The sequence below is a fragment of the Deltaproteobacteria bacterium genome (genome assembly GCA_016218975.1).
Lineage (GTDB): Bacteria > Desulfobacterota > Deferrimicrobia > Deferrimicrobiales > Deferrimicrobiaceae > JAENIX01.
The window spans coordinates 38,402-61,421 of the sequence record JACRCO010000069.1 but is presented as its reverse complement, the minus strand read 5'-3'; the positions used below and the strand labels follow the sequence as shown (position 1 = coordinate 61,421).

The following is a 23,020-nucleotide window of genomic DNA, read 5'->3' as shown; positions in this document are numbered from 1 at the left end:
GATGCGGAATTTCCTTGGGCTTCCTCCCGCAGCCCGGGCCGGTTCCCCCCTGCTTCCGGTTCTGATGCGCCGGCTTGCGGATGCGGGCCGTTCCGACCTTGCCCTCTTCCTTCTCGCGGAAGAGGTTGAGGCGACGAGGGAACCGGCACGTTCGGAGGCATTCTTCGAAGCCGGAAACATCCATCGGCGGCGAAAGGAATACGACAAGGCGGCCGAATACTATCGCCGTGTATCGGCTGTGTCCGCCTTCTCCCCCGGTGCGGCCGCTTTCCTTTCCGGATACCTCGCTGCGGGAGACGCCGCGGATGCCGCAGCCGCCTTCCGGCCGCTCGCGAAGCCCGGATTCCCGTCGTTCCCCGCAAATGCCCTTTCGCTCTCCCGCGCCGGGGTTGCGACGGCGGACCCCAGGGACCTGAAGGCCGCCGTCGATAACATGGCGGCGGAAAGGTTCCCTGAACGGGCGGCGACGCTCGAAGCGCTGGCGTTTGCGCTACAAGCGCGGAAGGACCATCACGGCTCCCTCGCCGCGGCGAAGGAAGCGCTCTCTACCTCGGCCCGCTGGAAAACGGAGGCGGAACGCAGAGCTTTTTGGGACGGCACCGTGGATGGAGCGGACCGCCTTTGGAAATCCTTGTCCGCTCTCTTTCCGTATGACGAGGACGCGGGAAGGTTCCTTGCGGCGGGAGGGCGGTTCCTCTCCGCATCCGCGCTCCACGAAGGGCATCGCAAGCTCGAGTCGGAAATCGTGGACCTTTCCCGCCGCATCGCCGCCGCGAAGGATGGAACGGTCTTGCGCAAGCGGTCCGTGGAAGGAGGGATTCGCCGCGCCGGAGAGATCGTCAAGGCGGCGCAGGACGGCGGCGGCGAGATCCGGGCCATGAGGGAGAGGCTCCGCGAATCCGCCCGTTCCCTTTCGCTGCCCTCGTGGGGAGCGAAGATGGATCCTCGACGATCCGCGCTGATCGGGAAGGTGGACGCGAAATCCATGGAAATCCACGACCGCATCGCGCGCATCCGGACCGCGGCTGACGCGGTGGAAAGCGGGGATTCCGCGCATGCCCTTCGCCCGGATGACAGGAGGATGCTCCTCTACGCCCGGCGGCGGCTCGCGGGGATCGAAGACGCGCTTTACGCCCTTGAGGGCATGGCGGCGATCCGCAAGGCGGTGATCAGGAACGGTTGGAAGGCGGAATACGTGGCCCGCCTTTCGGTCCAGCTCGAGAAGGCCGAAATCGCCGCAGAGGCCATGGCCATGACGGCCTCGAAGGCGCAGGGAGCCGATCCGTCCCTGAAAGCGGCGCGGGAGGAGCTTGCCGTATGGGAGGCGACGCTGGATGCGTACCGCAAGCGCCTCGACGACGATTCATTGAAGCTCGCCGGGCGAAAATCGGAAACGCATGCGGCGGCCCGGCGCGAGCTTTCCGGTGCGGTAGGGGAGCTGCTTGCGGCGATCGGCCGGAGCGAGTTCAATGCGCGGTACCTTGCAGCGCGGGCGGCGACGGAATGGCGGCTGGAAGACCGGAGGCAGGACCTTCTCGCGGAAGCGATCGGGCACTGGCAAGCGATACTTCCCGCTCCGGGCGACCGCGGCCCCGTAGCCGACGAAGCGCTGTACGCCCTTGCGGAGCTGCGCTACGAGGAAGAGGAATCCCGGTACCTCGGGAAGGAGGAAGTTCCCGGGGGGAAATCCGACTACTCCGTTCCGGCATCCCTCTTCCGGAGGGTGATCGAGGAGTATCCGGACAGCCCTTATTGGGAGCAGGCTGCCTACGGGCTAGCGCTCTCCTTCCAGGAAAACGGCGAGGCGGACAACGCAGTGATGACCATGAAGGCGCTGCTTGCGCGCAACCCCGGCACACGGTTCGCCGACGAGATCAACTTGAGGCTGGGAGAATACGCGTTCGATGAATACGATTTTCCCGGCGCCGAAGAATCCTACGGTCGGGTGTCGGGCGCCGCCGCCCCCGAAATAAGGTCAACCGCCCTTTTCAAGGCGGGCTGGTCCATATTTCTCCAGGGACGCCCCCGGGAGGCGGTCGAGCCGTTCCTTTCCTCCATTCTGTTATCGCCGGACGCGCGGCGCACCGGCGGAGTCCCCGCCGAAGCGCTCGCGATGGCAGCACGCTCTCTTGTGGAAGGGAAGATGGACGTCGATGCGGAGGCGCTGCTCGAGCGGCGCGGGGGATCGGCATACGCGCCCGCCCTCCTGCTCCTTATACAGGATCTCCAGGTGACGCAGAATCATTACGCGGAGGCGGTATCGGTAGCAGACCGGTTGGGGAGGAAATACTCCACGGCGGCGGAAAGGATCGCCGCGGAAATGACCGCGGCGGATGCGCTCCTGAAGGCCGGCAGGGAAGAGGAAAGTCACGCGCGCAAGGCGAAGTTCCACCTGCTCTTCGGTACCGGTAGCGCATGGCGTGCGCATACCTTAAGGACCCGGGAAGAAGCGGTCAGGGCGGACGCCGTTTCCGAGGAGGCCTTGCGCACCGCGGCTTTTTATTTCCACGCGCGATCCCGGCAGTCGCCTCCGGGCGACCGCCGCACCGTGCTGTCGCTTTACGACGCATCCCTTTCGCTGTATCCATCATCGCCGAAGGCGGAGGAGATCGCTTACCAGCGGGCATGGCTGCTGTTCGAGGACGGAAGTAAGCGCGAGGCTGCCGCGGCCTTCGAGGCGGTCGCCCTCCGTCCCCGCGGTGCAAGAGGAGAAGCCTCACGGTATATGGCCGTCCAGTCCGCCAAGGACGTCTCATCCCCCGCCGACGCGCCTTCCCGGGAAGAGGTCATTCGTCTCTGCCGGGAGTACGAACGATCCTTTCCCCGAGGCGAGCGGATATACCTTGTAAGCATGGACCGGGCACGGGCGCACGCAAACCTCCGGCAGCCTGTTCTTGCGGCCGAAGCCGCCGACAGGGCTGCGGTGCTCGCCCGCACTCCGGTCGAACTCCGCGCCGCCCTCCGCCTCGCAGGCGACGCGTACTTCGAAAAGGAGGACTTCGCGGAAGCCGAGAAAGCGTTCCGGGCCCTCCTTGCGGCGGGACCTGCGCCGGAAGAGGCGAAGGAAGCCGCGAAGTGGATTGGCTTCTCGCTCTTCCGGCGTGCCGAAAAGCTCCCCTCCTCCCGGGCGGCGGAGGCGGCGGCGATTTTCTCGGCCGTCGATCGGGAGTTCCCCTCGCTGGAAATCGCGCCTGTCGCCCGGTTACGGGCGGGAACGGCCTATGCGCAGGCGGGAAAGAGCGCGGAGGCCGTTGCGGCATTGCTTACGGTCGAATCGTCGAATTCGGACCCGGACCTTTCCATCGATGCAACGAGGAGGCTGGCGAGCATTTTTGAAAAGGCGGGGAACATGCCGGCCGCGGGAGACCGATACGAACGGCTCGCGTCCGTTGCCGGGGCATCGCTCGAGGACCGCACGGAGAACCTGCTCCGGGCCGCCGGGCTGTTCTCCCGGGGAAAGGATGAACAGCGCGCGAGAAAAAACCTTGCGGCGGCCGCCGGCCTGCCCGGGATAACTCCGGCGCTTCGTGTGCAATGCCTTTTTCGCGCAGGGGAGAGCGCCCGGGCGGAAGGAAGGATGCAGGAATCCGATCGTTATTACGGGGAGGCGGTCTCCGCGCATGATGCCGCGCCGGAGGCCGCTCCGGCGCTTGCGGGCAGCGCGCTGTTCCAGCGCGCGGAATTCCGTTTACGGAAATACCGGGAGCTATCGATCGCCCCGCCCTTCGAAAAGTCTTTCCCCGCAAAACAGGGCGCCCTTGAGGTCTCTGCGAATCTTTACGTCGAGGCGATCCGATGGGGAGACGCAACGATCGTTTCCGCATCGCTGCACAGGCTCGGGGAGGCGTTCGAGGATTTCCGTTCCGCCATCCTGTCTTCTCCTCCGCCTAAAGGATTGTCCGATCCGGAGCGTGATGAGTACGGTTTCCTGCTCGAGGAAAAAGCCGCACCGATCGAGGAAAAGGCGGTGGAGGCGTATGCGAGGAACCTCCGGCAGGCCGTCGCGGGCGACTTCCGTTCCGAATGGGTGGAGAAAAGCCTGCAGCGGCTGAAAGCCCTCCGCCCCGCGCGCTACGGAAAAAAGGGGGAGTACGCATTCCCCGTCCTGGCCGTCCCGGTATTTCGCGGAATAATAGAGAGGAGCGCGCCGTGATATTACGCCTCGCTGCCCCGGCGACGGCTATCGCGGCCGCCCTGTTCCTCTGCGCATGCGCCCCCAGGACAGGCGTCCTGCTGCCGGCGCCTCCCAGCGAAGTCAGGAAGGAATCCGCCGCGGCGCCTGCCGACGAGGCGAAGAAACGGCAGGAATACGCCAAAGCCTACGCGTCGGCGATCGAACGGACGAAGGAGGCGATCTCGCGCGGCGCGGGGAAGGATGCGCTTCCGCTGTGGATAGCGCTGGAAGGAAGCCCCTGGGAGGCGGACGCTATCTTCCACCAGGGTGTCCTGCTGCACCTCGGAGGGGATATCGAGGCGGCGGCCGACCGGTATCGCAGGCTCGCGGAACGCACCCCGGTGCACGAGGCGGGCGCGGCGAACCTCCTTGGTATCTACATAATGCGGGGGGACCTGCGGAACGCGCGCATGCTGGCCGACCGTGTCCTGCCCGCCGGAGCGGGGCTCCCGCCCGGGATGCTTCCCGAGCTTGCGGCGAACGTGGCCGCCGCCCTGGTGGAGCTTGGCGACACCGACCGTGCGGCCATGCTCCTTTTATCGATGCGGGCAAGAAAGTCAGCCGTTCCCTCCCTTCCCTGGAACATGGCCGTCCTCGCTTACCGTAAGGGAAACGTGACGGCGGCCCGCAGTTACGCATCGGAAATGTCCCCGGAAGCCGCCGGCCTGCTGCCCGTCGCCGCATCCCGATTCGCATGGGAAAGGGAATCCGACCGGCTTCCTCCGTTGGACAACGTCCCGGCCGCCCAGCGGCGAATGGCGGCGCAGGCGGCCAACCTTGCAGCGTTCATGGAATACCGAAAGGGGAACCTTCCCGGAGCGGAAATCATCCTCACGCGGAACCCGGAGGACGCGGATTTCTTCCCGGAGATCCACGCCAACGCGGGGCTTGTGCGCATGGAGCGGGGGAAATGGAAAGAGGCCCGCGAAAGCCTCGAAAAAGCCGTGAAGGAGAAACCGGAGATGCCGCAGGGCTGGATCGGCCTCGGCATTTTCCGCGAGATCTACGAGGGGAGAACGGCTGAAGCCCTGGAATGTTATCGCCGATATGTTACTTTGGGGGGCCTGAGAAAGGACGAGGTCGGCAAGTGGATCGAATGGCTGGAAAAATCGCAGCCGCGGCGGTGATCCTCCTTCTCTCGGTCTCACTCGCTTTCGGAGAGAATCCGAAGGCCGCGAAACCGCAGCGAAGGCCTGACGGAAAGAACATCCACCGTCTCGAAGAGGTGAGGATAACGGGAAGCGCAGAACATCCCGGCGTCCTCTTTTTCCTCCCAAAGGCCAGGTTCCGCCTCCTTCCCGTTCGCTACCGGCGGGATGGCAAGGAAAACCTCCTGCGGGAATGCCGCGGCACGGAGGATTTTCCGGAATGAACGGGGATCCCGGCCCTGATTCCGCCGGATTCTTCTGCTCGTTGGATTCGAGGCAGCAGCGGTTTTTCCGCATAGGGCTCCTGTTGTCCGTCGCTCTTCACATCGCGGGCCTCCTGACCAGTCCATACTGGCAATCGCGGCCGGCGACTCCCGAGGATTTCCTGCAGGTGGACATCGCCGAGATACCTTCGCAGGAGCTTCCGAAGATACCCATGCTGCCGGTGGAAAAGGCGCCTCCCCCGCCCCCGGCTGCGCATGTCGGCCCGGGAGGGGCGCCTCCCGCGCCGAGCCCCGTTCCTTCGCGTGAGGCGATCCGCGAGAAGGTCGCCAAACGGGGAATCCTCAGGATGCTCGCCAGGGAAAGAGGGGGTGACGCCGGGGCCGATCCGCTAAGCGGGATAAAGATCCCCCGCGAGATCCGCGTCGCATCGAAGGGTGCGCAGACTGTCCCGTACAATCCCGCATCGGGAGGAGAAGACCCGGCGAAAGTCGGCAGGGCTCCCGGAATCGGGAAGCAGGTGGCCACGGCGCCGAGGGCTTCGCGCGTCCTTTCCTCGCAGGTTTTCCGGACCGATTCCGGTCTGGACGCCGAAATCAGCGGAGGGATCGACGATGAAAACCGGACCACCGGCGCCATCGCTTCCAGGGTGTCGAGCTACCGAAGCGGCATCCGGTACGCCTACAACAGGGAATTGCTGAAAAATCCCTCCTTGAGCGGCAAGATCGTCGTGTCGTTCGTCATCCGCCCGGACGGATCGGTGGAATCGCCTGAGATCCGCCAGAGCGGCGTGAACTGGCCGGCACTGGACGACGCCGTGGTCAAAAAGATCGCGCACTGGAAATTTCCCAAATCCCGCGGAACGGCGGTGCGTGTCGTCTTCCCGTTCGTCTTCCACCCGGAAATGTAGGCGGACGGTATGAAACGACGCTCCTTCAAATTCGCCCCGGCGCTTGCCGCATCCGCCATTCTTTGCCTGTTCGCGAATTCCGCTTCCGCAGTCCTGCCTCGTCCCCCGAACTGCAGGGCGGCCGCCGATTCCTGCGACCGGATACCCTGGATAGAGCAGGTGATGTGGAGCCGCGACAAGGAAGCGATCCCATTCCTGAGAACGATGGCGGCGGGGGATGCGCACGAAAGGGTACGGCAGCGAAGCCTGGGCGCCCTTGCGATCCTCGGAGATTCCGAGGCGCATAAAGTGTTCCTCGGCCGGCTGTCTTCCGATCCATCCCCGGCGGTTCGGCGGGCCGCCGCCGAAGGGATCGGCCTGCTTAAATTTCCCGGCCCTCAACCTGCCCTCACGGAACATCTCCAGAACGATTCCAACCCTCTCGTCCGGGCGGAATGCGCCCGCGCAATGGGCCGCATGGGAAAGCTCGCGTACGTTCCGTATCTCACCGCCGCGCTTTTCAGAGACCCCTCGCCCGAGGTGCGGGCATTGAGCGCCGAGGCGCTCGCGCGCCTGCGGACGCCGGATGCGACGATCCCTCTCATCGAGAGCGTGAAGGACGAAGACCCCCTCGTGAGACTCTACGCCATACGGGGGCTCGTCGAATCCGACCCATCCGCGGCCATGTCCCTCTTCCGGCAGGTATGGGACACGACGAAAGATCCCGAACTGCGCGTGGAGGCGTTCCGGGGTCTCCTGCTCTCGGGCGAATCCGTCAAATGGAGCGATGCCGGCCTGGGCGACCAGGACGAGCGGGTGCGTTTTCTCGCACTGCAGGAATGGGTCACCCGCCTTTCCAGGCGGAAGGGGGGGCCGTTCATGCTGGACCACGAATCCCTGCGCCGGCTCGAGAGCTGCCTTTCCGACCCGGTCCGCGGGATCCGGGAGCTCGCCAAGTCGTTCCTCGAGAAAATGGGATACCGCGTCAAGCCTTCGGGATTCTATTACATGCTCGAACGCTGACCCCTTCCCCGCCCCCGTTCGAAAATCCGACCTTACGGTTCCGCCTGTCGTACCCGGAATGACCGGAATATGTCGCGTAAGCCGCAGGGGGTACCCCGTGAGGCATGTCGGGCACGTGAGCGCCCTGTGGCGTATTACCTTGTTGCGGGTAACCCGGTACGGGATTTGCTGCTCTGTCCTAATGATCGTCGATTTCGCCGGCAAGGGAAAGGAGGGCCATGCTCGTCCGCGTCCGCGCTTCCACGCTCATGGGAATCGACGCCGTCCCCGTCGAAGTGGAAACCGACATCTCGCAGGGCCTCCCCTCCTACACTATCGTGGGGCTTCCCGGCACGCCGGTGCGCGAAAGCGGGGACCGCATCCGCGCCGCCATCCGCAACTCCGGGTTCCCGTTCCCCGGTCGAAAGGTGACAATAAACCTCGCGCCTGCCGACCTGCGGAAGGAGAGCGCGCTGCTCGACCTCCCCATCGCGCTTTCCATTCTTTGCGCTGAAGGATTGCTTCCGGCGGAAGCCATAGGCAAGTACCTCGTCGCGGGGGAATTATCTCTCGACGGATCCATCAAATCGGTCCGGGGGGTCCTTTCGCAGGGACTCCTCGCGCAACGGCTTTCCCTCGATGGGCTCCTGGTCCCATCCTCCAATGCGTCCGAAGCGATTCTCGTCCCCGGCATCGACGTGATCGCGGCTGGAACGCTGCGGGATGCGGTCTCCGTCCTGGGTGGAGGTTCTCGCCCCCCTTCCCCGGCGCCCGAGACCGTCCCCCCGGAAGGGGAATTACCTGATCTGCGCGACGTCGTCGGGCAGCCGACGGCGCGGCGCGCCCTGGAGATCGCGGCGGCGGGCGGCCATGCGCTTCTCCTCGCCGGAACGCCGGGGTGCGGCAAGACGATGCTCGCCGAACGGATACCGGGCATCCTTCCGGATTTTTCGGACGGCGAGGCGCTGGAAACGGCGCAGGTCTACAGTGCGGCCGGCGAGCCTCCCTGGCCTCGCCTCATTGCGCGGCGGCCTTTTCGCGCGCCGCACCACACGGTAACGCCCGCAGGACTTATCGGCGGCGGCAATCCCCCCCGACCGGGCGAGATCACGTTCGCCCACGGCGGTGTGCTGTTCCTCGACGAGTTTTCCGAGTTCCGTCGCGATGCCAGGGAAGCGCTCAGGCAGCCCATCGAATCCGGAGAGATCCGCATCGCCCGGGCGGGCAACGTCTACAGATTCCCCTGCCGCTTCCTTCTCGTCGCGGCGACCAATCCCTGCCCCTGCGGAAACGCCGGCCATTCCCGGCGGATCTGCCGCTGTTCCCCTCACCAGATCTCGCAATTCGCGGGGAAATTCTCGGGGCCGCTGCTTGACCGGATAGATCTGGCGGTTTCCGTCCCCCCGCTGGCGGGAACAGATTGGTGCCGCTCCGGTGAAGGAGAACCGACGTCGGCGGTGCGTGAACGCGTGATGCGGTGCCGGAAAATCCAGGAAAGGAGGTACGCCCGTCGTCCCCGCCGGACCAACGGTGAGGTGAGAGCTTCCTTCCCGGAACTGGCGTCCCACCTTTCGCCGGAAGCGAGATCGCTTCTGACCCGCGCCGCGGACCGTTTCGGACTCTCCGGAAGGGCTATTTGCAAGGTGGCACGGATCGGAAGGACGATCGCCGACATAGCCGCGGAAAAAACGGTCGCGCTGCCCCACATCGCGGAGGCGATCCAGTTCCGCCTCCCCGACTTCGCCCGAACCAATGAACCGGAGCCGGCGCTATAACCGGTCGGCGATGTCCCAGAGCACATTCTCCACGTAATTGCGGAAGCCGTGGATGAAGGCGCAGCGCCGGTTGAAGCGTGCCAGCGAGCCGCAGGCGTACAGTCCCGGGACGCTGGTCTCTCCGGCGTTTGAGATCGCGGGGTAACCGTCGGGGTCGACCCTCAGTTCACCGCCCGACAGCGGTATGCACTTCGGCCGGTAGCCCGTCGCGCACATGATCCAGTCGTACTCGCGTTCGTCGCCGCCCCGGTAGCTGATCCTGCGGTAGGAGACGGAAACTACGGGATCGTCCTCGCGAAGGCGGACTATCCCGAACTTGAACAGTTCCTTCAGCACGCTCTCCGAAGCCCCGCGGATGTCCTCAAGGTTCCCCGTTTCGCTGAAATAGCGGATCGGCCCCCTGGTGCACATGGTGACTGTCGCCGTGCCGGCCAAGTCGATCGCTATTTCCGCGGCGGAGTTCCCCCCTCCCACGACAAGCACGCGTTTGCCCGCGTAAGCGGTGCAATTGACGAAGTCGCAGGAGTGAACAACCCTCGGGTTGTTCCCGATCCCGGGGACGTCCGGGAACGCCGGCTCGGTCGACGCCCCGGATGCCAGCACGAGGAACCGGCAGGATTCCTCCCCACCGGTTGTCGATGCGATGAATTTTCCCGGTTCCGCGGACACCCGCATGACGGCGGTGTTCTCCGCAACGTTAAGGCCGTTCTCGCGGGCGAACGCTTCCACGTAACAAAGGAAATCCTCACGGGACGGAAACGGCCTCCGGGTCCTGGGAAGCGCCCAGATAGGATGCTTGAGTGTCAGGGAAGTCCAGTCGGTTCCGGGTACCGCGGGGGACAGGAGCACCATCCCCGGCCGCATCGATCTCCACGACTGGGCGATCTTTCCACGCTCCAGCACCTTGTAATCTATCCCCTGCTCGCGCAGATGGTACGCAAGCAGAAGCCCGGCCGGTCCTCCTCCGACGATCAATACGTTCCTCGACACGCAGCTCGTTTCCCCCGGAGAAATCGACAGCATATAGATAATACCACCGGTCCGGCGCCTTTTCGGAGTTGACAGGCGGACTTGGCTCTTCTATATTATGCAATTCCGATTGCGGAATGACGGGGGTAGAGAAATGTACGCTGTGGTAAGGTCCGGCGGGAAGCAGCTGCGCGTTTCCCCCGGCGAAATCGTAAGCGTGGAGAAACTGCCGGTCGAGGCCGGCGCGACCGTCGAACTGACGGACGTGCTGCTCGTCTCTTCCGAAAGCGGAACGGTCGTGGGAACTCCCACCGTCCCCAATGCGAAGGTCGTCTGCACATCGCTTGGAGACGGCAAGGGGAAAAAGATCGTCATCTACAAATACAAGCGGCGCAAGGGATACGCCCGGAAGGCGGGCCACCGGCAGCCGTTCACCAAGCTCTCCGTCCAGGAGATCCTGGTGGGGTGATCCCCCCGGGGGGAAGGTCGAGGGAATATGGCGCATAAAAAAGGTGTCGGAAGCTCACGGAACGGGCGTGACAGCCACAGCAAGCGGCTCGGCGTGAAGCGGGGCGGCGGCCAATACGTCACCGCGGGATCGATCCTCGTCCGCCAGAGGGGAACGCCGATGCACCCCGGCGAGAACGTGGGCATCGGCAGGGACCACACCCTGTTCGCCCTGATCGACGGCACGGTCCGGTTCGAAAGACTCGGCAAGGACCGCAAGAAGGTGTCCGTCCTCGCTCTTTCCTGAGTCTCCTGCTCCTTCATGCATTTCATCGACGAGGCCGCCATCACCGTTCGCGCGGGTGACGGCGGCCGGGGATGCTCAAGCTTCCGCAGGGAGAAGTTCGTCCCGCGGGGCGGCCCCGACGGCGGAAACGGCGGAAACGGCGGAAACGTTCTCCTCCAGGTCAGCCCTCACCTTTCCACCCTGCTCGACTTCCGGTACCGGAAAATCTTCAAGGCGAAGCGCGGCCGGCACGGCATGGGAAAATGCATGCACGGGAAAAACGCCCCCGACCTGGTCGTTTCCGTTCCCCCGGGCACGCTCGTCTACGACGACGAGAACGGCGATCTCATCGCCGATCTCACGAAGCCGGGTGAGACGCTTGTCGCCGCCACGGGAGGGCGCGGAGGCCGCGGCAACGCAGTTTTCGTCTCCTCGACCCGCCAGGCGCCGGACCGGGCGGATCCGGGCAGGCCGGGCGAGGAGCGGAAGCTCAGGCTTTCCCTCAAGCTGATAGCGAACGTCGGACTTGTGGGACTTCCCAACGCGGGGAAGTCCACCCTGCTATCGCGGATTTCGAGGGCGCGGCCGAAGATCGCCGATTACCCCTTCACCACCCTGTCTCCCGTTCTTGGGGTTGTGCTGCACAGGGACGAGGAATTCGTGGTTGCCGACCTGCCGGGGCTTATCGAGGGCGCCCACAAAGGGGCGGGCCTCGGCCACCGCTTCCTGAAGCACGCCGAGAGAACGGAAGCTCTCGTCCACGTGCTGGACTCCGCGCGTTCCGCGGAAGAAATCGCGGAGGCCTATCGGATCGTCCGCGACGAGATGGAGAAATTTCGGCCGGAGCTGGCGCAGCGGCCGACGCTTCTCGCCTTCAACAAGACGGACGTGACGGGCGCCGGGGAATCCGCGAAGGAAGCCCGCGAGCTGTTGAATTTACCGGAGGGGGATGCCTATTATATTTCCGCCGCCACCGGCAGCGGCATCACGGCGCTGCTGGACGGGCTTGCGGCGCTGAGAAAGGAACGAAAGGGCGATGCGGACTGAGACGACGGACAGGAGCGCGTTTCTCGCTTCGAGAAAGGTGCGCCGGATCATCGTCAAGCTGGGCAGCGGCACGCTGACCGACGCCACGCAGGGCCTGCGGGGCGCGACGATCCGCTCCCTTGCGGAGCAGGTGGCTCGGATCCGGGACGAGCGGGGGACGGAAGTCGTCGTAGTTACCTCGGGCGCCATCGCCGCCGGCCGCAGGAAGCTCGGGATGGCCGACCGCCCCAGGACGATCGCTCTTAAGCAGGCCGCCGCCGCCGTGGGGCAGACCACCCTGATGCGAGCATACGAGCGGGCGTTCGAGCGGCGGGGGCTGAAAGTAGGGCAGCTCCTCCTCACTCACGAGGACTTCGAAAACAGGGAGCGGTATCTGAACGCGAAGAACACGATGGAGACGCTGCTCTCCCGAGGCATCGTCCCGATCGTCAACGAGAACGACACGGTGGCGACGGAGGAGATCCGGCTGGGCGACAACGATCACCTTGCCGCGCTGGTGACACAATTGATGGGCGCGGACCTGCTGCTGCTTCTGACAGACAGCGACGGGCTTTGCACGAAGGACCCCCGCCGCTTCTCCGACGCCAGGCGGATCCCCCTGCTCTCGGCGATCGACGATTCGCTGCTCAAGGTATCCGGCGGCAGTCACAGCGGGGAGGTGGGCACCGGCGGGATGAAATCGAAACTGCTCGCGGCGCGCGTCGTCGCCGACTGGGGAACCCCGGTAGCCATCGCGAACGGTCGGTCCCGCCGCTCCATCATCGACGTCCTCGAAGGAAAAGACACCGGCACCCTGATCCTGCCGCGCGGGACTTCACGGGCGCCCAGCCGAAAGATGTGGATCGCGCACGCGCGGCAGACGCACGGGACGATTATCGTGGACGACGGGGCGAGGAAAGTGCTCCTGCATGGAGGGAAGAGCCTGCTTCCCGCCGGGATCCTGGGAGCCGTCGGCACGTTCAGGAAGGGCGACACGGTGTCCATCGGCGACCGGAAAGGCCGGGTCTTCGCACGGGGGATCTCCTCCTGGTCACGCGAAGATGTGGACAGGGGCATGGGCCGGAAGAGCGCGGAGGTCAGGGCGATCCTCGGGCAGGAGACCCCGTCGGAAGTGGTACACCGCGACAACCTCACCATTTTGCGCGACGGCGCAGCGAAACAGGAGCGCATTTGATGACTTCGATTAAGGAAAGCGTAGAAGCAACCTGTCGCCAGGCGAAGGCTGCGGCGGCCGGACTGGCGCGCGCGTCCGCCTCCGCGAAGAACGCGGCGCTCGCCGGAATGGCGATGGGGCTTCGCGAGCGGTCGGAGTGGCTTAAGAACGAGAACGGAAAGGACATGGCCGCCGGAAAGGCGAAGGGGCTTTCCGCCGCGATGCTCGACCGTCTCCTGCTCACCGACGCGCGGATCGGTCAGATGGCGGACGGGATCGAGGAAGTGATAGCCCTGCCAGACCCGGTCGGCGAAGTCCTTCGGATGTGGCGGCGGCCCAACGGCCTGCTGGTCGGCAGGATGCGCATACCGCTGGGCGTCGTGGGGATCATTTACGAGTCCCGGCCGAACGTGACGGCGGACGCGGCGGCTTTGTGCGTAAAGTCGGGGAACTCCGTGGTTCTTCGCGGAGGGTCGGAGGCCATCCATTCCAATACGTCCATCGCGCAGATCCTGCGCGATGCGCTCTCGGCGAGCGGCCTGCCGGCGGACGCGGTGTCGGTCATCGGGCGGACGGACCGGTCGGCGATCGACGTCATGCTCGCGGCCGAGGAATACATCGACCTTATCATCCCGCGCGGGGGGGAGGGGCTCATCCGAAGCGTGGCGGAGAAATCCCGTATCCCGGTGATCAAGCACTACAAGGGAGTCTGCCACATTTTCGTCGACGAGAACGCCGACTTCGCGCAGGCGGTCTCTATCTGCGTCAACGCCAAGGTCCAGCGCCCGGGCGTCTGCAACGCCATGGAAACGCTCCTCGTTCACGAGAAGGCGGCCCCGCGGTTTCTCCCGGAAATCGCGGCCGAGCTTGCGAAGAGAGGCGTCGAAATCCGCGGATGCCCCGAAACGGTGCGTCTGGTGCCCGGCGCGAAACCCGCAACGGAAAACGACTGGGGGACGGAATACCTGGACCTGATCCTGGCCGTCCGGGTGGTACCGTCGATGGATGCGGCGATGGAGCATATCCGCCGCTACGGGTCGCTGCATACCGAGGCGATCCTCACGAAGGACCACGCAAGGGCGATGCGGTTCGTTCGCGAGGTGGACTCTTCCCTGGTGCTCGTAAACGCATCCACCCGGTTCAACGACGGGTTCCAGCTCGGCCTGGGCGCGGAGATCGGGATCAGCACAACCAAGATCCACGCCTTCGGCCCGATGGGCCTCGAAGAGCTGACCACGACTAAGTTCGTCGCATTCGGGGACGGCCAGGTCCGGGAATAAGTGAACCCCGGGGCGACATCGGTCGCGCTCTTCGGCGGCACCTTCGACCCGGTCCACAACGGGCACCTGCGGATGGCGGTGGAGGTGAAGGAGGCGCTGGGGCTGCCCCGAGTCGTGCTCTTCCCTTCGCACCGCCCGCCCCACAAGCCGAAGCAGCCCCTTACGGAGGACCGCCACCGGCTGGCGATGGTCGCCGCCGCCACAACCGGCATCTCCGGGTTGGAGGTTTCCGACGTCGAGGTCCGGCGCGGCGGGGCTTCCTACTCCCTGTTGACGGTCATGGACTTCCGGCGCGACTCCCCTTCCTCCGAATTCATTTTCATCATCGGCGCCGACGCCTTCGCCGAGATCTCGACCTGGCACCGGTACGAGGAACTCCTTTCCGCTTGCGATTTCATACTTCTTCCCCGCCCGGGCTCCGACGCCGAGCCCGCTTCCCCGGCCGGGGTCCGTATTGAAAAAGAGGAGCCTCATTGCTATAGTTGGAAGGGGAAAAGTTACCGCATCGCCGGCGGAAGACGGCTGTTCTGTCCGTCGCTGCCGGCCCTGGAGATTTCCTCGAGCTCCATCCGGGAGAAAGTTCGGACGGGCAAGTGCATCCGGGGACTCGTCCCGCCGGATGTGGAACGGTATATTTACGACCATGGGCTTTACCTCGATCCTGGGGAGGGAAGACGGTCATAGGGACAAGGGAAACGCTGCTCCGGTGCGCGCGGCTCGCCCGGGAAAAGAAGGCCGCCGACATCCGCGCACTGGACGTACGGGAGTGGGCCTCCTTCACCGATTACTTCCTCCTTTGCTCGGGAACGTCCGACCGGCAGGTCGCCGCCGTCGCCCATCACATCGAGGAGTCGCTTAAAAAAGAAGGAGTCCGGCCGCTGGGGCTGGAGGGGATCCGCGAGGGGCGGTGGGCCCTGCTCGACTACGGCGATTTCGTGGTGCATGTATTTCTTTCCAGCGTGAGGGATTTCTACAACTTCGACCGGTTGTGGGGATCGGCCCCTGAGATCCCCCTCCCAGAGGAGCCATAACCCCGGAGGGACCCTGCATGGCCGTCCGCCTGCTCTTCCTGCTTTTCGTCATCATCCTGGTGGGATTCACCTACATTTCCCTCCTTAACGGCCAGCATATCCAGTTCTTCTTCTCCGCCACGCGCATGGCGGAGGTGAGCGTAAGCGAGCTCGCCATCCTCTCCTTCTCGCTCGGAGCGGCGCTCGTCATCCTGGGCACGCTGGTCAAGGACGTCACCCTCGCGTCGAAGAACTGGAAGGAGCGCAGGGAAAAGCAGCGCAAGGAGGCGGCCCGCGCCCGGGTGGCCAAGGCGCAGGACTTCCACAGGAGGGGGATGCTCGACGAAGCGGTAAAGGAGCTGGAGCGCAGCCTGTCCGTCAATCCGGACGACCGCGAAGCCCTCGAGCTTCTCTCCGCGGTGGAGACGGAACGGGGAAATTCGCTCGAAGCGGTGAAGGCGCTGACCCGTCTGAAGCAGATCGATCCCTCGGACCTCTCCGTCTTCTTCCGTCTTGCCGCGCTTTACCGGCGGATGAACGACCTGGACAACGCCCTTTCCCTCCTTGAAACCATAGAGGACAGCGAGGGGGAAAACCCCCGCGCCTGGGAGGGACTGCGGGACATCCACATTCTCCGCAACGAAATGGTTCCGGCGTACGCGATGCAGAAGAAGATCATGAAACGGAACGGGAAGTCCGCGTCCGCAGCGGACCAGGATCTTTTCATCGCTCTCCGTTACGAGAAGGCCGTGGTACGTATGGCCGAAGGGAAGACCGACGACGCGGAACGGCGACTGCGGGACCTTATCAAGGAGCAGCCGCAATTCTCCCCCTCGTACATCGCCCTTTCCGAGCACAAGCGGTCGCGCGGAAACCTCGAGGAAGCCACCGACCTGCTCATCAAGGGCTACCGGGCCACGCACAACGCGGTCTTCCTCATCAAGCTCGAGGACCTGGGCGTCGAGACGGTGAATCCACAGTCCGTGATCGCCGTCTACACAGAGCTGCTCCAGGAGATCCCGTCCGACTTCGACGCCAACCTGTTCATGGGAAAATTCTTCCTGCGTCTCGAGATGAACGACGAGGCGGTGGAACAGTTGTTGAAGGCGGAGTCGCTGGAGCCGGAGCGGGAGTCGGTGCACATCCTCCTCGCGGAGGCGTTCCGGCGGAGGGGCCGATATGAACCCGCCTGCCAGCACTACCAGCGCGCCTTTGCCTACAAGCGGCGCTATCTTATCCCATTCCGCTGTTCGAAATGCGGCAAAGGCACCATCAAGTGGGCGCCTCGCTGCGCCGCATGCGGAACCTGGAACGGGTACGCCATCGACCACGGCAGCCGGGAGTACGCAATCCCGGCTTCCATCCGCTGATTTAGCACGCTTTTCTCTCCAAGCCTCCGCTGCAGCGGATTCGGACCGGCTGCGCGAGACGTTTCCCCGTCGTGCCCTCCGTGGATTCCTTGCGGAAATACGCAACTTCAACGCGCTGGTTCCCCTCCTGCGAGGCGGTTTTTCCCGCGCGGACGTTCGCGGGTGGCCCGCGTGGGCCGGGGACGAATGCCCCTCGTGCGGCGAATTCCTGCGCCACGGCGGTTGGCCGGAAAACAAGCCCCCTGCCTGCCGGTCCTGCCCCGTTCCACCCCCGTTCCTTTTCGCCCGTTCCCTGTTCGTGTATGAAGGACATGTCCGCGAAGGGATACGCGGGGCGAAGTACGCCCGCCGCTTCCTGCCCGCGGAAGCGCTGGCTGACCGGCTGTTCGAGGCGATCCGTGGAAAGTGGGCCGACCGCTTTCCGGACGGCTTCCGGCCGTCCGTCGTCCCGGTACCGATCCGGCCGCTCAAATATTTCCGGCGCGGATTCAACCTGCCCGCGCTCGTCGGTGCGGCCCTTTCGCGGCGTGCGAGGTGGCAGTTCGATCCCGGGGCACTCAGGCGGTCCGGCGGCAACCGCCCCCAGGCGGGGCTGAAAATCAAAGTCAGGGAGGAAAACGTCCGCGGCGCCTTCCTGGTTCCTGAGGGAATTGCAGCGCCCGGCGACGTCCTGCTGCTGGACGACGTCTACACATCCGGGGCCACGGCCAGGGAAGCCGCGCGCGCCTTGAAAACCGCGGGGGCGAAGAATATAGTGGTGCTGACGGTGGCCCGCGCCGTCCCCTGAATACACGAATCCGGAGAGCAGATGACCCGACCGTTCCAGGCGTCCGTCGTACAGTTCCGCATCGACATGGGAAACGTGGACGCCAACACCGCGCGCGCCTTCGCCCTTCTCGGGAAAGCCGCCGCAAGCGGGGCGGCACTCTGCGTACTGCCGGAGATGTGGAGCACCGGTTTCGCCTACGACAGGCTGGTTGCGCTCTCATCCACCACTCCCGGAATGCTGAAAAGGCTTCGCGCATTTGCATCGGGGCATCGCATGGCTATTGCCGGTTCCCTCCCCGAGAGGAAAGGCGGATCCGTGTACAACACGCTGTACACGATCGACCGCGACGGCACGATCGCAGGTAAATACCGGAAGGCCCACCTGTTCCAGCCTTCAGGCGAGCACCTGCACTTCCTGAAAGGGACCGGCGCCCGCGTCGTCGAGACCGCTGTCGGGAGCGTCGGTCCCCTCATATGCTACGACCTGCGGTTCCCCGAGCTGTCGCGAAAATATTTCCTGGAAGGGGCGTCTCTCTTTTGCGTCAGCGCGCAGTGGCCGTCCATCCGAAAGGCCCATTGGGATCTGTTGATCACGGCGAGGGCTGTGGAGAACCAGCTCTTCGTCCTCGCCTCCAACGCCGTCGAACGATCGGGGGACTTCCGGTTCGCGGGGGGATCGATGATCGTGTCTCCCTGGGGCGCGCAATTGGCCGCCTGCGGGGAGGAGGAAGGGCTGGCGACGGCGACGATCGACCCTGCGGAGATAGAAAAGGTCAGGAGGAGGATCCCGTGCGCGCAGGACAGGAACGTTCACGCCTATCGGCCGACCCGTCAAAAAAAATAATCCCTTCGGGTAAGGTCGCCCCCTTCTTCTCGCGCCTGCGCCGCGAGGGAAAGCGGATCGTATTCACGAACGGGTGCTTCGACATACTTCACGCAGGCCATGCGCGGTACCTTCGGCAGGCGTCGGGAATGGGGGACGTGCTGGTCGTCGGCGTCAACACGGACGCCTCCGTGAGAAGGTTGAAAGGGGAAGGACGGCCCGTGCAGGGGGAGAAAGATCGCGCGTACGTGCTGGCGTCGCTCGCCTGCGTCTCCTACGTCGTGATATTCAGGGAGGATACGCCGGAAGCCCTGATCCGCCGTGTCGTGCCCGACGTCCTCGTCAAGGGGGGCGACTGGAAGGGAAAGGATATCGTCGGCTCGGAGTTCGTCCGCTCGCGTGGCGGCAGCGTCAAGGCGCTGCGCTTCGTCCCCGGGCGCTCGACGACCTCCATCCTCGGTCGGGCGTCCCTTATCGGCGTGAAGCGCTGATCCTCCGCATCGCAGCGAGGAAACGCGCAATCTCCCGCCGGGTCGTGAACGGCCCGGGGCTCACGCGCACCGTGCCTTCCGGAAACGTTCCCATCGTCCGGTGAGTATTGGGGGAGCAGTGCAACCCCGCCCGAACGAGAATGCCGAAGTCCTTCTCAAGCCGCCGTCCCGTTTCCGCGGGGTCCATCCCCTCCACCAGGAATGAAAGCACGGACACGCACCGCGCCGGGTCCTTCGGTCCGAATACGGTCACGCGCGGGATGCGCTCCAGGCCTTCGATCGCCTGCGCCAGCAGTCCCGCCTCCTTCTTCCGGATGTCCTCCACCCCCCTGCGCAGAAGCCAGGAAAGGGAAACGGCAAGTCCCGCCACCCCCACGCTGTTCTGCGTTCCCGATTCGAGCGCGTCGGGGAAAAAATCCGGTTGGCGGTCGTTCTCGGAGCGGCTTCCCGTCCCGCCCTCGATAAGAGGCACGAGAGGTACCCTGTCGCGGACGTACAGGAATCCCGTCCCCTGGGGCCCCAGGAGTCCCTTGTGACCCGGAGCGGCAACGAGATCCGCCGGAAGGTCCGCGAGGTCGATCGGCAGCGAGCCCGCCGTCTGGGCCGCGTCGACCAGCGTGTACACGCCAAGACGGCGCGCCTTGCGCGCGATTTCGCCGACGGGTTGAATCGCCCCGGAAACGTTGGACGCATGGACCATCGCAATCAGCCGCGTGTTCCGCCGGACGGCGGACAGGACCGCCTTCGCGTCGACCGAACCGTCGCGTCCCGCCTGCACAACCGTCACCGACACCCCCCCGTCTTCCATCCTCCTTAAGGGTCGCATCACCGAATTGTGTTCGACGGAAGTAGTCACCGCGTGGTCGCCGGGCCTTAAGATCCCCTTGATCGCGATGTTCAGCGCCGTTGTTGCGTTTTCGGTGAATACGAATCGGGAACTGTCGGTGGCGCCGAAGAAGCGGGCAACCCTTTCGCGCGCCTCGAACAGGTCGCGCGCGGAACGGATCGACAGGGCGTGGGCCGAACGCCCCGGGTTTCCCGCCCGCAGAATCGCATTGCGGACGGCATCCGCCACCCCCCGTGGTTTCGGAAGGGAAGTCGCCGCGTTGTCGAGGTAAAGAAAAGCGCGAGGATCGAAAATCTTAAGACCCTACCGGTATGAGCAGGACGCGCCCCGGGACCAGAACCTGCCCATGTTTCATGCTGTTTTTCTCGCTCAGTTTTTCGAGGGAAACGCCGTAAACCCTTGAGATCCTCGAAAGGGTGTCGCCGCGCCGAACCACGTGCCGCATCTCCTTCTTTCCGTCATGCTCCGCGGCGGATCCTTTCTTCGCCACGATGACGCCGCCGCCCGGAACTTTAAGTTTCCTGCCCGCCTTCACGCGGCTCTTTACGCTCAAGCCGTTCGCCTCGGCAAGATCATCGACGGAAACGCCCGCCCGGTTCGCGACGGCCTTCAGGGACTCCCCTTTCCTTACCTTTACGATACGGCTCTTCCGGGTCCCGTCATCCAGCCGCTTGAACGCCGCTTCCACCTGCTGCGCTGAGACCTCCTTACCCGGAACGGCTTCCTCCTGGGACAGTCCCACCACGGGGATGATGATGCGCGCATTGCGCCCCAGGCCGGGCTTCTTCATCCCGTTCAGTTCCTGGAGGGTGGATGCCGGAGTCTGGTACCTTTCGGCGAGGGAGGATAGCGTTTCTCCCTTCTTTACCGAGTGGAGCAGGAACGTCACCCGTGTGTTCGCCCGGATCTCCTCCATCCGCTCCTCGACGATTCTTCCGTATCCCTTGGGAAGACGAAGCTCGTAAGTCTCCCGGTTGGGGGGGGTGCAAAACCGCCGAAGCTCGGGATTCCACTCGCGCAGCGATTCGTAGGGGACGCCGATCACCTTGCCCAGGGCCGCGAGCCCCGTTCCGCCGGGAACGGTGGCCTTGTCGAACTCCAGCGGCGCCTCGTACTTCACGTCCCCGAACCCGAATTTCTCCGGCTCCTTGGCGATCGTCAGGGCGGCTATCATCTTCGGAACGTAATCCTTCGTTTCCTGCTTCAGGTAACGGTGGCGGATCAACTCCACGAAATCGGCGGAATTGTAACGGTTCACCGCACGGAGGATCTTCCCTTCCCCCGCGTTGTACGCGGCGGTGGCCAGCGGCCAGGAGTCGAACATGTCGTACAACTCCTTCAGGTACGAAGCGGCGGCGTGGGTAGATTTTTCGTAGTCCCGTCGTTCGTCGGTCCACCAATCTATGCGCAGCCCGTACCGGCGGCCGGTCTCGGCGATGAACTGCCAGGGGCCCGCGGCCTTAGCCACCGAATAGGCCTTCGGGGAAAAACCGCTCTCGATGAGAGCGAGGTATATGAGGTCGCCCGGCATGCCGTACTTGGCCAGGATTCCCCGCATCATGTCCGCGTATTTTCCGGACCTGGTCAGGTACAGCTCGAATTTCCCCCTGCCGGTGGTCTGAAAATAGCGCATCCACATTCCGATTCGGCCCATGAGGCCGTCGTAGAGACCTTCCTCCTGGTTCCCGGTTTCCCCTTTGGCGCTGACGAAGAATCCCGACGTGTCCCCCGCTTTTCCTTCGTCCTTCTCCTTTGCCAGTTCGTGGTCTACCTCAGTGTGCGACAGGACGCGGTCCGGTTCCTTTTCTTCCGCCGGCGCGGAAAGGACGGGAACAGGTTTCGGGTTGGAAACGATAGAGACGGGAAGCGGCAAGGGCTTGGTGGAGTGCGTTTCGACGCTCGCTGCAGGGGAACCCGCCGGTTGGGCGGAGGATGCCGATTCCTTCGGAGCCGCCTGAATGCTCGAAGACTGTACCGCGTTTGTATTCAAGTCCGGGGGGACCGGCCTGGTTGCAGGGGCCGATGGGGGCAGGGAAACCGGGCTGGACGCCTGCGATCCCTGAAGCGCCGGCGGTTCTCCGGCGACCCCGGATACCGTAAATGTTATCAGGAGGGCAAGAACGGTAATTCCAAGGAAACCCGGGTATGATCTTCCCTTGCGCACCCCACCTCCGGCACAACTCAAATAAATACTTATTTTGATTGGCCAATTTCGACTTGTCAAGCCCAATATCGACTCCAACCCAATGATATGAAACATCGGTTCAAAAAGGTACTTTCTCGTACTTCTCCTTTTCCCGCAAGATGTGGGCCGATTGGGGAAGAAGTTTCGCTGCCGCAAGCGTTTCCCGAGCCTTCGCCTGCTGGTCCCCCGGTATCCGGATTGCGAGGCCGCAGTCGGAAGCAAGCCGCCGGGGCACGGGGATCAGGCGCATCGCCACGCCCTTTTTTTTCAAATGCTTTTCCGCCGACATGACCTGGTGGGTTCCCCGGAATATCAGCACCATTTCCGCCGAAGCCGGACGCGCCAAGAATCCTCCTCTTTCACCGTTGCGGCCGTCTTGCCATTATAATGGATATTCGATGACTTCCTGCGGCCACCCTTCATGAGCGACGCCATCACGCTCCATGCCTCCCTGATAGGCCTCGCCGCCCTGGTCATCAACCTTCCCCTCGGGTACCTCCGGGAAGGCACACGGAAGTTTTCCCTCATGTGGTTCGTCTATATCCATCTGTCCGTTCCCTTGATAGCGTTCCTCCGTATCAGCAATCACGTATCTGCATGGGCGATACCCCTGATCATAATCTGCACGCTGATAGGGCAGTACGCCGGCGGCAGGATGCGCCACCGCAGGAAGGGCACGGCATGAAACGGGCTGCAAGGATCTCCGATTTCCTCGAAGAACTCCTTTCCGGCCAGGGCTTCGCCTCGATTGCGTGGACGGTCCGCCTCCGCGCGGCCTGGCCCGGTATCGTCGGTCCTCTTCTTTCCGAAAAGACCTCCCCCTTGAAGCTGAAAAACGGGGTTCTCACGGTGCTCGTGCAAAACCATGCGTGGGCCCAGGAGCTGCATCTCAAAAAACCCTTCATGATCGAACAGGCGAACACTGCCCTCGGGACGGATTCCGTGAAGGACATACGCTTTTCCGTGGGGTCCCTCGCCTCAGGTGAAGAGGACGGCCGGGAGGCAGAACGGCAGCGAAAGGAACCCCTCCCGCTCGTCCCCGATCCGGAGGGAATGGAGGGCATTGCCGACCCCGAAACCCGCCGGATCCTCCGCTCCATCGCCCGCCGAATCGCCTCGCGGAAGCGTTAGCCC

Annotated in this window: 23 protein-coding genes; 19 read left to right on the top strand and 4 right to left on the bottom strand. The window is 64.3% G+C overall.

The annotated features are described in order from the left end of the window. Window position 1 precedes the first annotated feature (1 nt). The 6 genes from HY896_09570 (at window position 2) to HY896_09545 (ending at window position 9,210) form a co-directional block, all read left to right on the top strand. Window positions 2–4,153: a tetratricopeptide repeat protein gene (locus HY896_09570; protein MBI5576594.1), complete on the top strand. Its 4,152-nt coding sequence runs from the start codon at window positions 2–4 to the stop codon at window positions 4,151–4,153. After that, complete coding sequence (locus HY896_09565) at window positions 4,150–5,301, top strand: tetratricopeptide repeat protein (protein ID MBI5576593.1); 1,152 nt, start codon at window positions 4,150–4,152, stop codon at window positions 5,299–5,301. The genes HY896_09570 and HY896_09565 overlap by 4 nt, the downstream gene beginning before the upstream one ends. After that, on the top strand, window positions 5,262–5,546 hold the full coding sequence (locus HY896_09560) for a hypothetical protein (protein MBI5576592.1): 285 nt from the start codon (window positions 5,262–5,264) through the stop codon (window positions 5,544–5,546). Before HY896_09565 ends, HY896_09560 begins: the two co-directional genes overlap by 40 nt. Further along, entirely contained in the window at window positions 5,543–6,454 is a 912-nt protein-coding gene (locus HY896_09555; GenBank protein MBI5576591.1) for a TonB family protein, read from the top strand. Before HY896_09560 ends, HY896_09555 begins: the two co-directional genes overlap by 4 nt. 9 nt (window positions 6,455–6,463) lie before the next feature. After that, window positions 6,464–7,456, top strand: a complete 993-nt coding sequence (locus HY896_09550) for a HEAT repeat domain-containing protein (GenBank protein MBI5576590.1) — start codon at window positions 6,464–6,466, stop codon at window positions 7,454–7,456. Window positions 7,457–7,674: 218 nt separating this feature from the next. Further along, window positions 7,675–9,210, top strand: a complete 1,536-nt coding sequence (locus HY896_09545) for a YifB family Mg chelatase-like AAA ATPase (GenBank protein ID MBI5576589.1) — start codon at window positions 7,675–7,677, stop codon at window positions 9,208–9,210. On the opposite strand, the gene HY896_09540 is transcribed toward HY896_09545, so the two are convergent. Further along, window positions 9,205–10,200 (bottom strand): NAD(P)-binding domain-containing protein, encoded by a 996-nt coding sequence (locus HY896_09540; GenBank protein ID MBI5576588.1) that lies wholly within the window; start codon window positions 10,198–10,200, stop codon window positions 9,205–9,207. The two genes, HY896_09545 and HY896_09540, sit on opposite strands and share 6 nt — an antisense overlap. 133 nt (window positions 10,201–10,333) lie before the next feature. Between HY896_09540 and rplU the strand changes: the two genes are divergently transcribed. The 11 genes from rplU to rfaE2 all read left to right on the top strand — a co-directional run bounded on the left by rplU (window position 10,334) and on the right by rfaE2 (window position 18,854). Then, a complete protein-coding gene (rplU, locus tag HY896_09535; GenBank protein ID MBI5576587.1) occupies window positions 10,334–10,648 on the top strand; it encodes a 50S ribosomal protein L21 in 315 nt (104 codons plus the stop codon). A 27-nt stretch (window positions 10,649–10,675) separates the two neighbouring features. Continuing rightward, entirely contained in the window at window positions 10,676–10,933 is a 258-nt protein-coding gene (gene rpmA / locus HY896_09530; protein ID MBI5576586.1) for a 50S ribosomal protein L27, read from the top strand. Between the two features lie 15 nt (window positions 10,934–10,948). Then, a complete protein-coding gene (gene obgE, locus HY896_09525) occupies window positions 10,949–11,959 on the top strand; it encodes a GTPase ObgE (protein ID MBI5576585.1) in 1,011 nt (336 codons plus the stop codon). Beyond that, a complete protein-coding gene (gene proB / locus HY896_09520; GenBank protein ID MBI5576584.1) occupies window positions 11,949–13,133 on the top strand; it encodes a glutamate 5-kinase in 1,185 nt (394 codons plus the stop codon). The genes obgE and proB overlap by 11 nt, the downstream gene beginning before the upstream one ends. Then, complete coding sequence (locus HY896_09515) at window positions 13,133–14,392, top strand: glutamate-5-semialdehyde dehydrogenase (GenBank protein MBI5576583.1); 1,260 nt, start codon at window positions 13,133–13,135, stop codon at window positions 14,390–14,392. The genes proB and HY896_09515 overlap by 1 nt, the downstream gene beginning before the upstream one ends. Further along, a complete protein-coding gene (gene nadD, locus HY896_09510) occupies window positions 14,393–15,076 on the top strand; it encodes a nicotinate (nicotinamide) nucleotide adenylyltransferase (protein ID MBI5576582.1) in 684 nt (227 codons plus the stop codon). Then, window positions 15,073–15,423, top strand: a complete 351-nt coding sequence (rsfS, locus tag HY896_09505; protein MBI5576581.1) for a ribosome silencing factor — start codon at window positions 15,073–15,075, stop codon at window positions 15,421–15,423. Before nadD ends, rsfS begins: the two co-directional genes overlap by 4 nt. Before the next feature lie 17 nt (window positions 15,424–15,440). Beyond that, window positions 15,441–16,772 carry a tetratricopeptide repeat protein gene (locus HY896_09500; protein ID MBI5576580.1) on the top strand — a complete coding sequence of 444 codons (1,332 nt, stop codon included), beginning with the start codon at window positions 15,441–15,443 and terminating at the stop codon, window positions 16,770–16,772. Window positions 16,773–17,070: 298 nt separating this feature from the next. Continuing rightward, window positions 17,071–17,559, top strand: coding sequence for a ComF family protein (locus tag HY896_09495; protein ID MBI5576579.1), 489 nt, complete (start codon window positions 17,071–17,073; stop codon window positions 17,557–17,559). Between the two features lie 21 nt (window positions 17,560–17,580). After that, on the top strand, window positions 17,581–18,384 hold the full coding sequence (locus HY896_09490) for a carbon-nitrogen family hydrolase (GenBank protein MBI5576578.1): 804 nt from the start codon (window positions 17,581–17,583) through the stop codon (window positions 18,382–18,384). After that, window positions 18,381–18,854, top strand: a complete 474-nt coding sequence (gene rfaE2 / locus HY896_09485; GenBank protein ID MBI5576577.1) for a D-glycero-beta-D-manno-heptose 1-phosphate adenylyltransferase — start codon at window positions 18,381–18,383, stop codon at window positions 18,852–18,854. The genes HY896_09490 and rfaE2 overlap by 4 nt, the downstream gene beginning before the upstream one ends. Here rfaE2 and HY896_09480 read toward each other — a convergent pair. The 3 genes from HY896_09480 to HY896_09470 all read right to left on the bottom strand — a co-directional run bounded on the left by HY896_09480 (window position 18,835) and on the right by HY896_09470 (window position 22,208). Then, window positions 18,835–19,995, bottom strand: coding sequence for an aminotransferase class V-fold PLP-dependent enzyme (locus HY896_09480; protein MBI5576576.1), 1,161 nt, complete (start codon window positions 19,993–19,995; stop codon window positions 18,835–18,837). The two genes, rfaE2 and HY896_09480, sit on opposite strands and share 20 nt — an antisense overlap. Window position 19,996: 1 nt before the next feature. Then, a complete protein-coding gene (locus tag HY896_09475) occupies window positions 19,997–21,865 on the bottom strand; it encodes a LysM peptidoglycan-binding domain-containing protein (GenBank protein MBI5576575.1) in 1,869 nt (622 codons plus the stop codon). A gap of 100 nt (window positions 21,866–21,965) precedes the next feature. Beyond that, a complete protein-coding gene (locus tag HY896_09470; GenBank protein MBI5576574.1) occupies window positions 21,966–22,208 on the bottom strand; it encodes a DUF3343 domain-containing protein in 243 nt (80 codons plus the stop codon). Window positions 22,209–22,307: 99 nt separating this feature from the next. Between HY896_09470 and HY896_09465 the strand changes: the two genes are divergently transcribed. Together HY896_09465 and HY896_09460 are read left to right on the top strand one after the other, a co-directional pair. Further along, complete coding sequence (locus tag HY896_09465; protein MBI5576573.1) at window positions 22,308–22,571, top strand: hypothetical protein; 264 nt, start codon at window positions 22,308–22,310, stop codon at window positions 22,569–22,571. Beyond that, a complete protein-coding gene (locus HY896_09460; protein MBI5576572.1) occupies window positions 22,568–23,017 on the top strand; it encodes a DUF721 domain-containing protein in 450 nt (149 codons plus the stop codon). The genes HY896_09465 and HY896_09460 overlap by 4 nt, the downstream gene beginning before the upstream one ends. The last annotated feature ends 3 nt before the right edge of the window (window positions 23,018–23,020 follow it).

Bases quoted from the DNA above. Each gene is read 5' to 3' on its own strand.
- HY896_09490 (MBI5576578.1), top strand. From the start codon at position 17,581: ATGACCCGACCGTTCCAGGCGTCCGTCGTACAGTTCCGCATCGACATG.
- HY896_09550 (MBI5576590.1), top strand. From the start codon at position 6,464: ATGAAACGACGCTCCTTCAAATTCGCCCCGGCGCTTGCCGCATCCGCC.
- proB (MBI5576584.1), top strand. From the start codon at position 11,949: ATGCGGACTGAGACGACGGACAGGAGCGCGTTTCTCGCTTCGAGAAAG.
- obgE (MBI5576585.1), top strand. From the start codon at position 10,949: ATGCATTTCATCGACGAGGCCGCCATCACCGTTCGCGCGGGTGACGGC.
- HY896_09470 (MBI5576574.1), bottom strand. From the start codon at position 22,208: ATGGTGCTGATATTCCGGGGAACCCACCAGGTCATGTCGGCGGAAAAG.
- HY896_09515 (MBI5576583.1), top strand. From the start codon at position 13,133: ATGACTTCGATTAAGGAAAGCGTAGAAGCAACCTGTCGCCAGGCGAAG.
- HY896_09460 (MBI5576572.1), top strand. From the start codon at position 22,568: ATGAAACGGGCTGCAAGGATCTCCGATTTCCTCGAAGAACTCCTTTCC.
- HY896_09545 (MBI5576589.1), top strand. From the start codon at position 7,675: ATGCTCGTCCGCGTCCGCGCTTCCACGCTCATGGGAATCGACGCCGTC.
- rpmA (MBI5576586.1), top strand. From the start codon at position 10,676: ATGGCGCATAAAAAAGGTGTCGGAAGCTCACGGAACGGGCGTGACAGC.
- rplU (MBI5576587.1), top strand. From the start codon at position 10,334: ATGTACGCTGTGGTAAGGTCCGGCGGGAAGCAGCTGCGCGTTTCCCCC.
- HY896_09500 (MBI5576580.1), top strand. From the start codon at position 15,441: ATGGCCGTCCGCCTGCTCTTCCTGCTTTTCGTCATCATCCTGGTGGGA.
- HY896_09570 (MBI5576594.1), top strand. From the start codon at position 2: ATGCGGAATTTCCTTGGGCTTCCTCCCGCAGCCCGGGCCGGTTCCCCC.
- HY896_09555 (MBI5576591.1), top strand. From the start codon at position 5,543: ATGAACGGGGATCCCGGCCCTGATTCCGCCGGATTCTTCTGCTCGTTG.
- HY896_09465 (MBI5576573.1), top strand. From the start codon at position 22,308: ATGAGCGACGCCATCACGCTCCATGCCTCCCTGATAGGCCTCGCCGCC.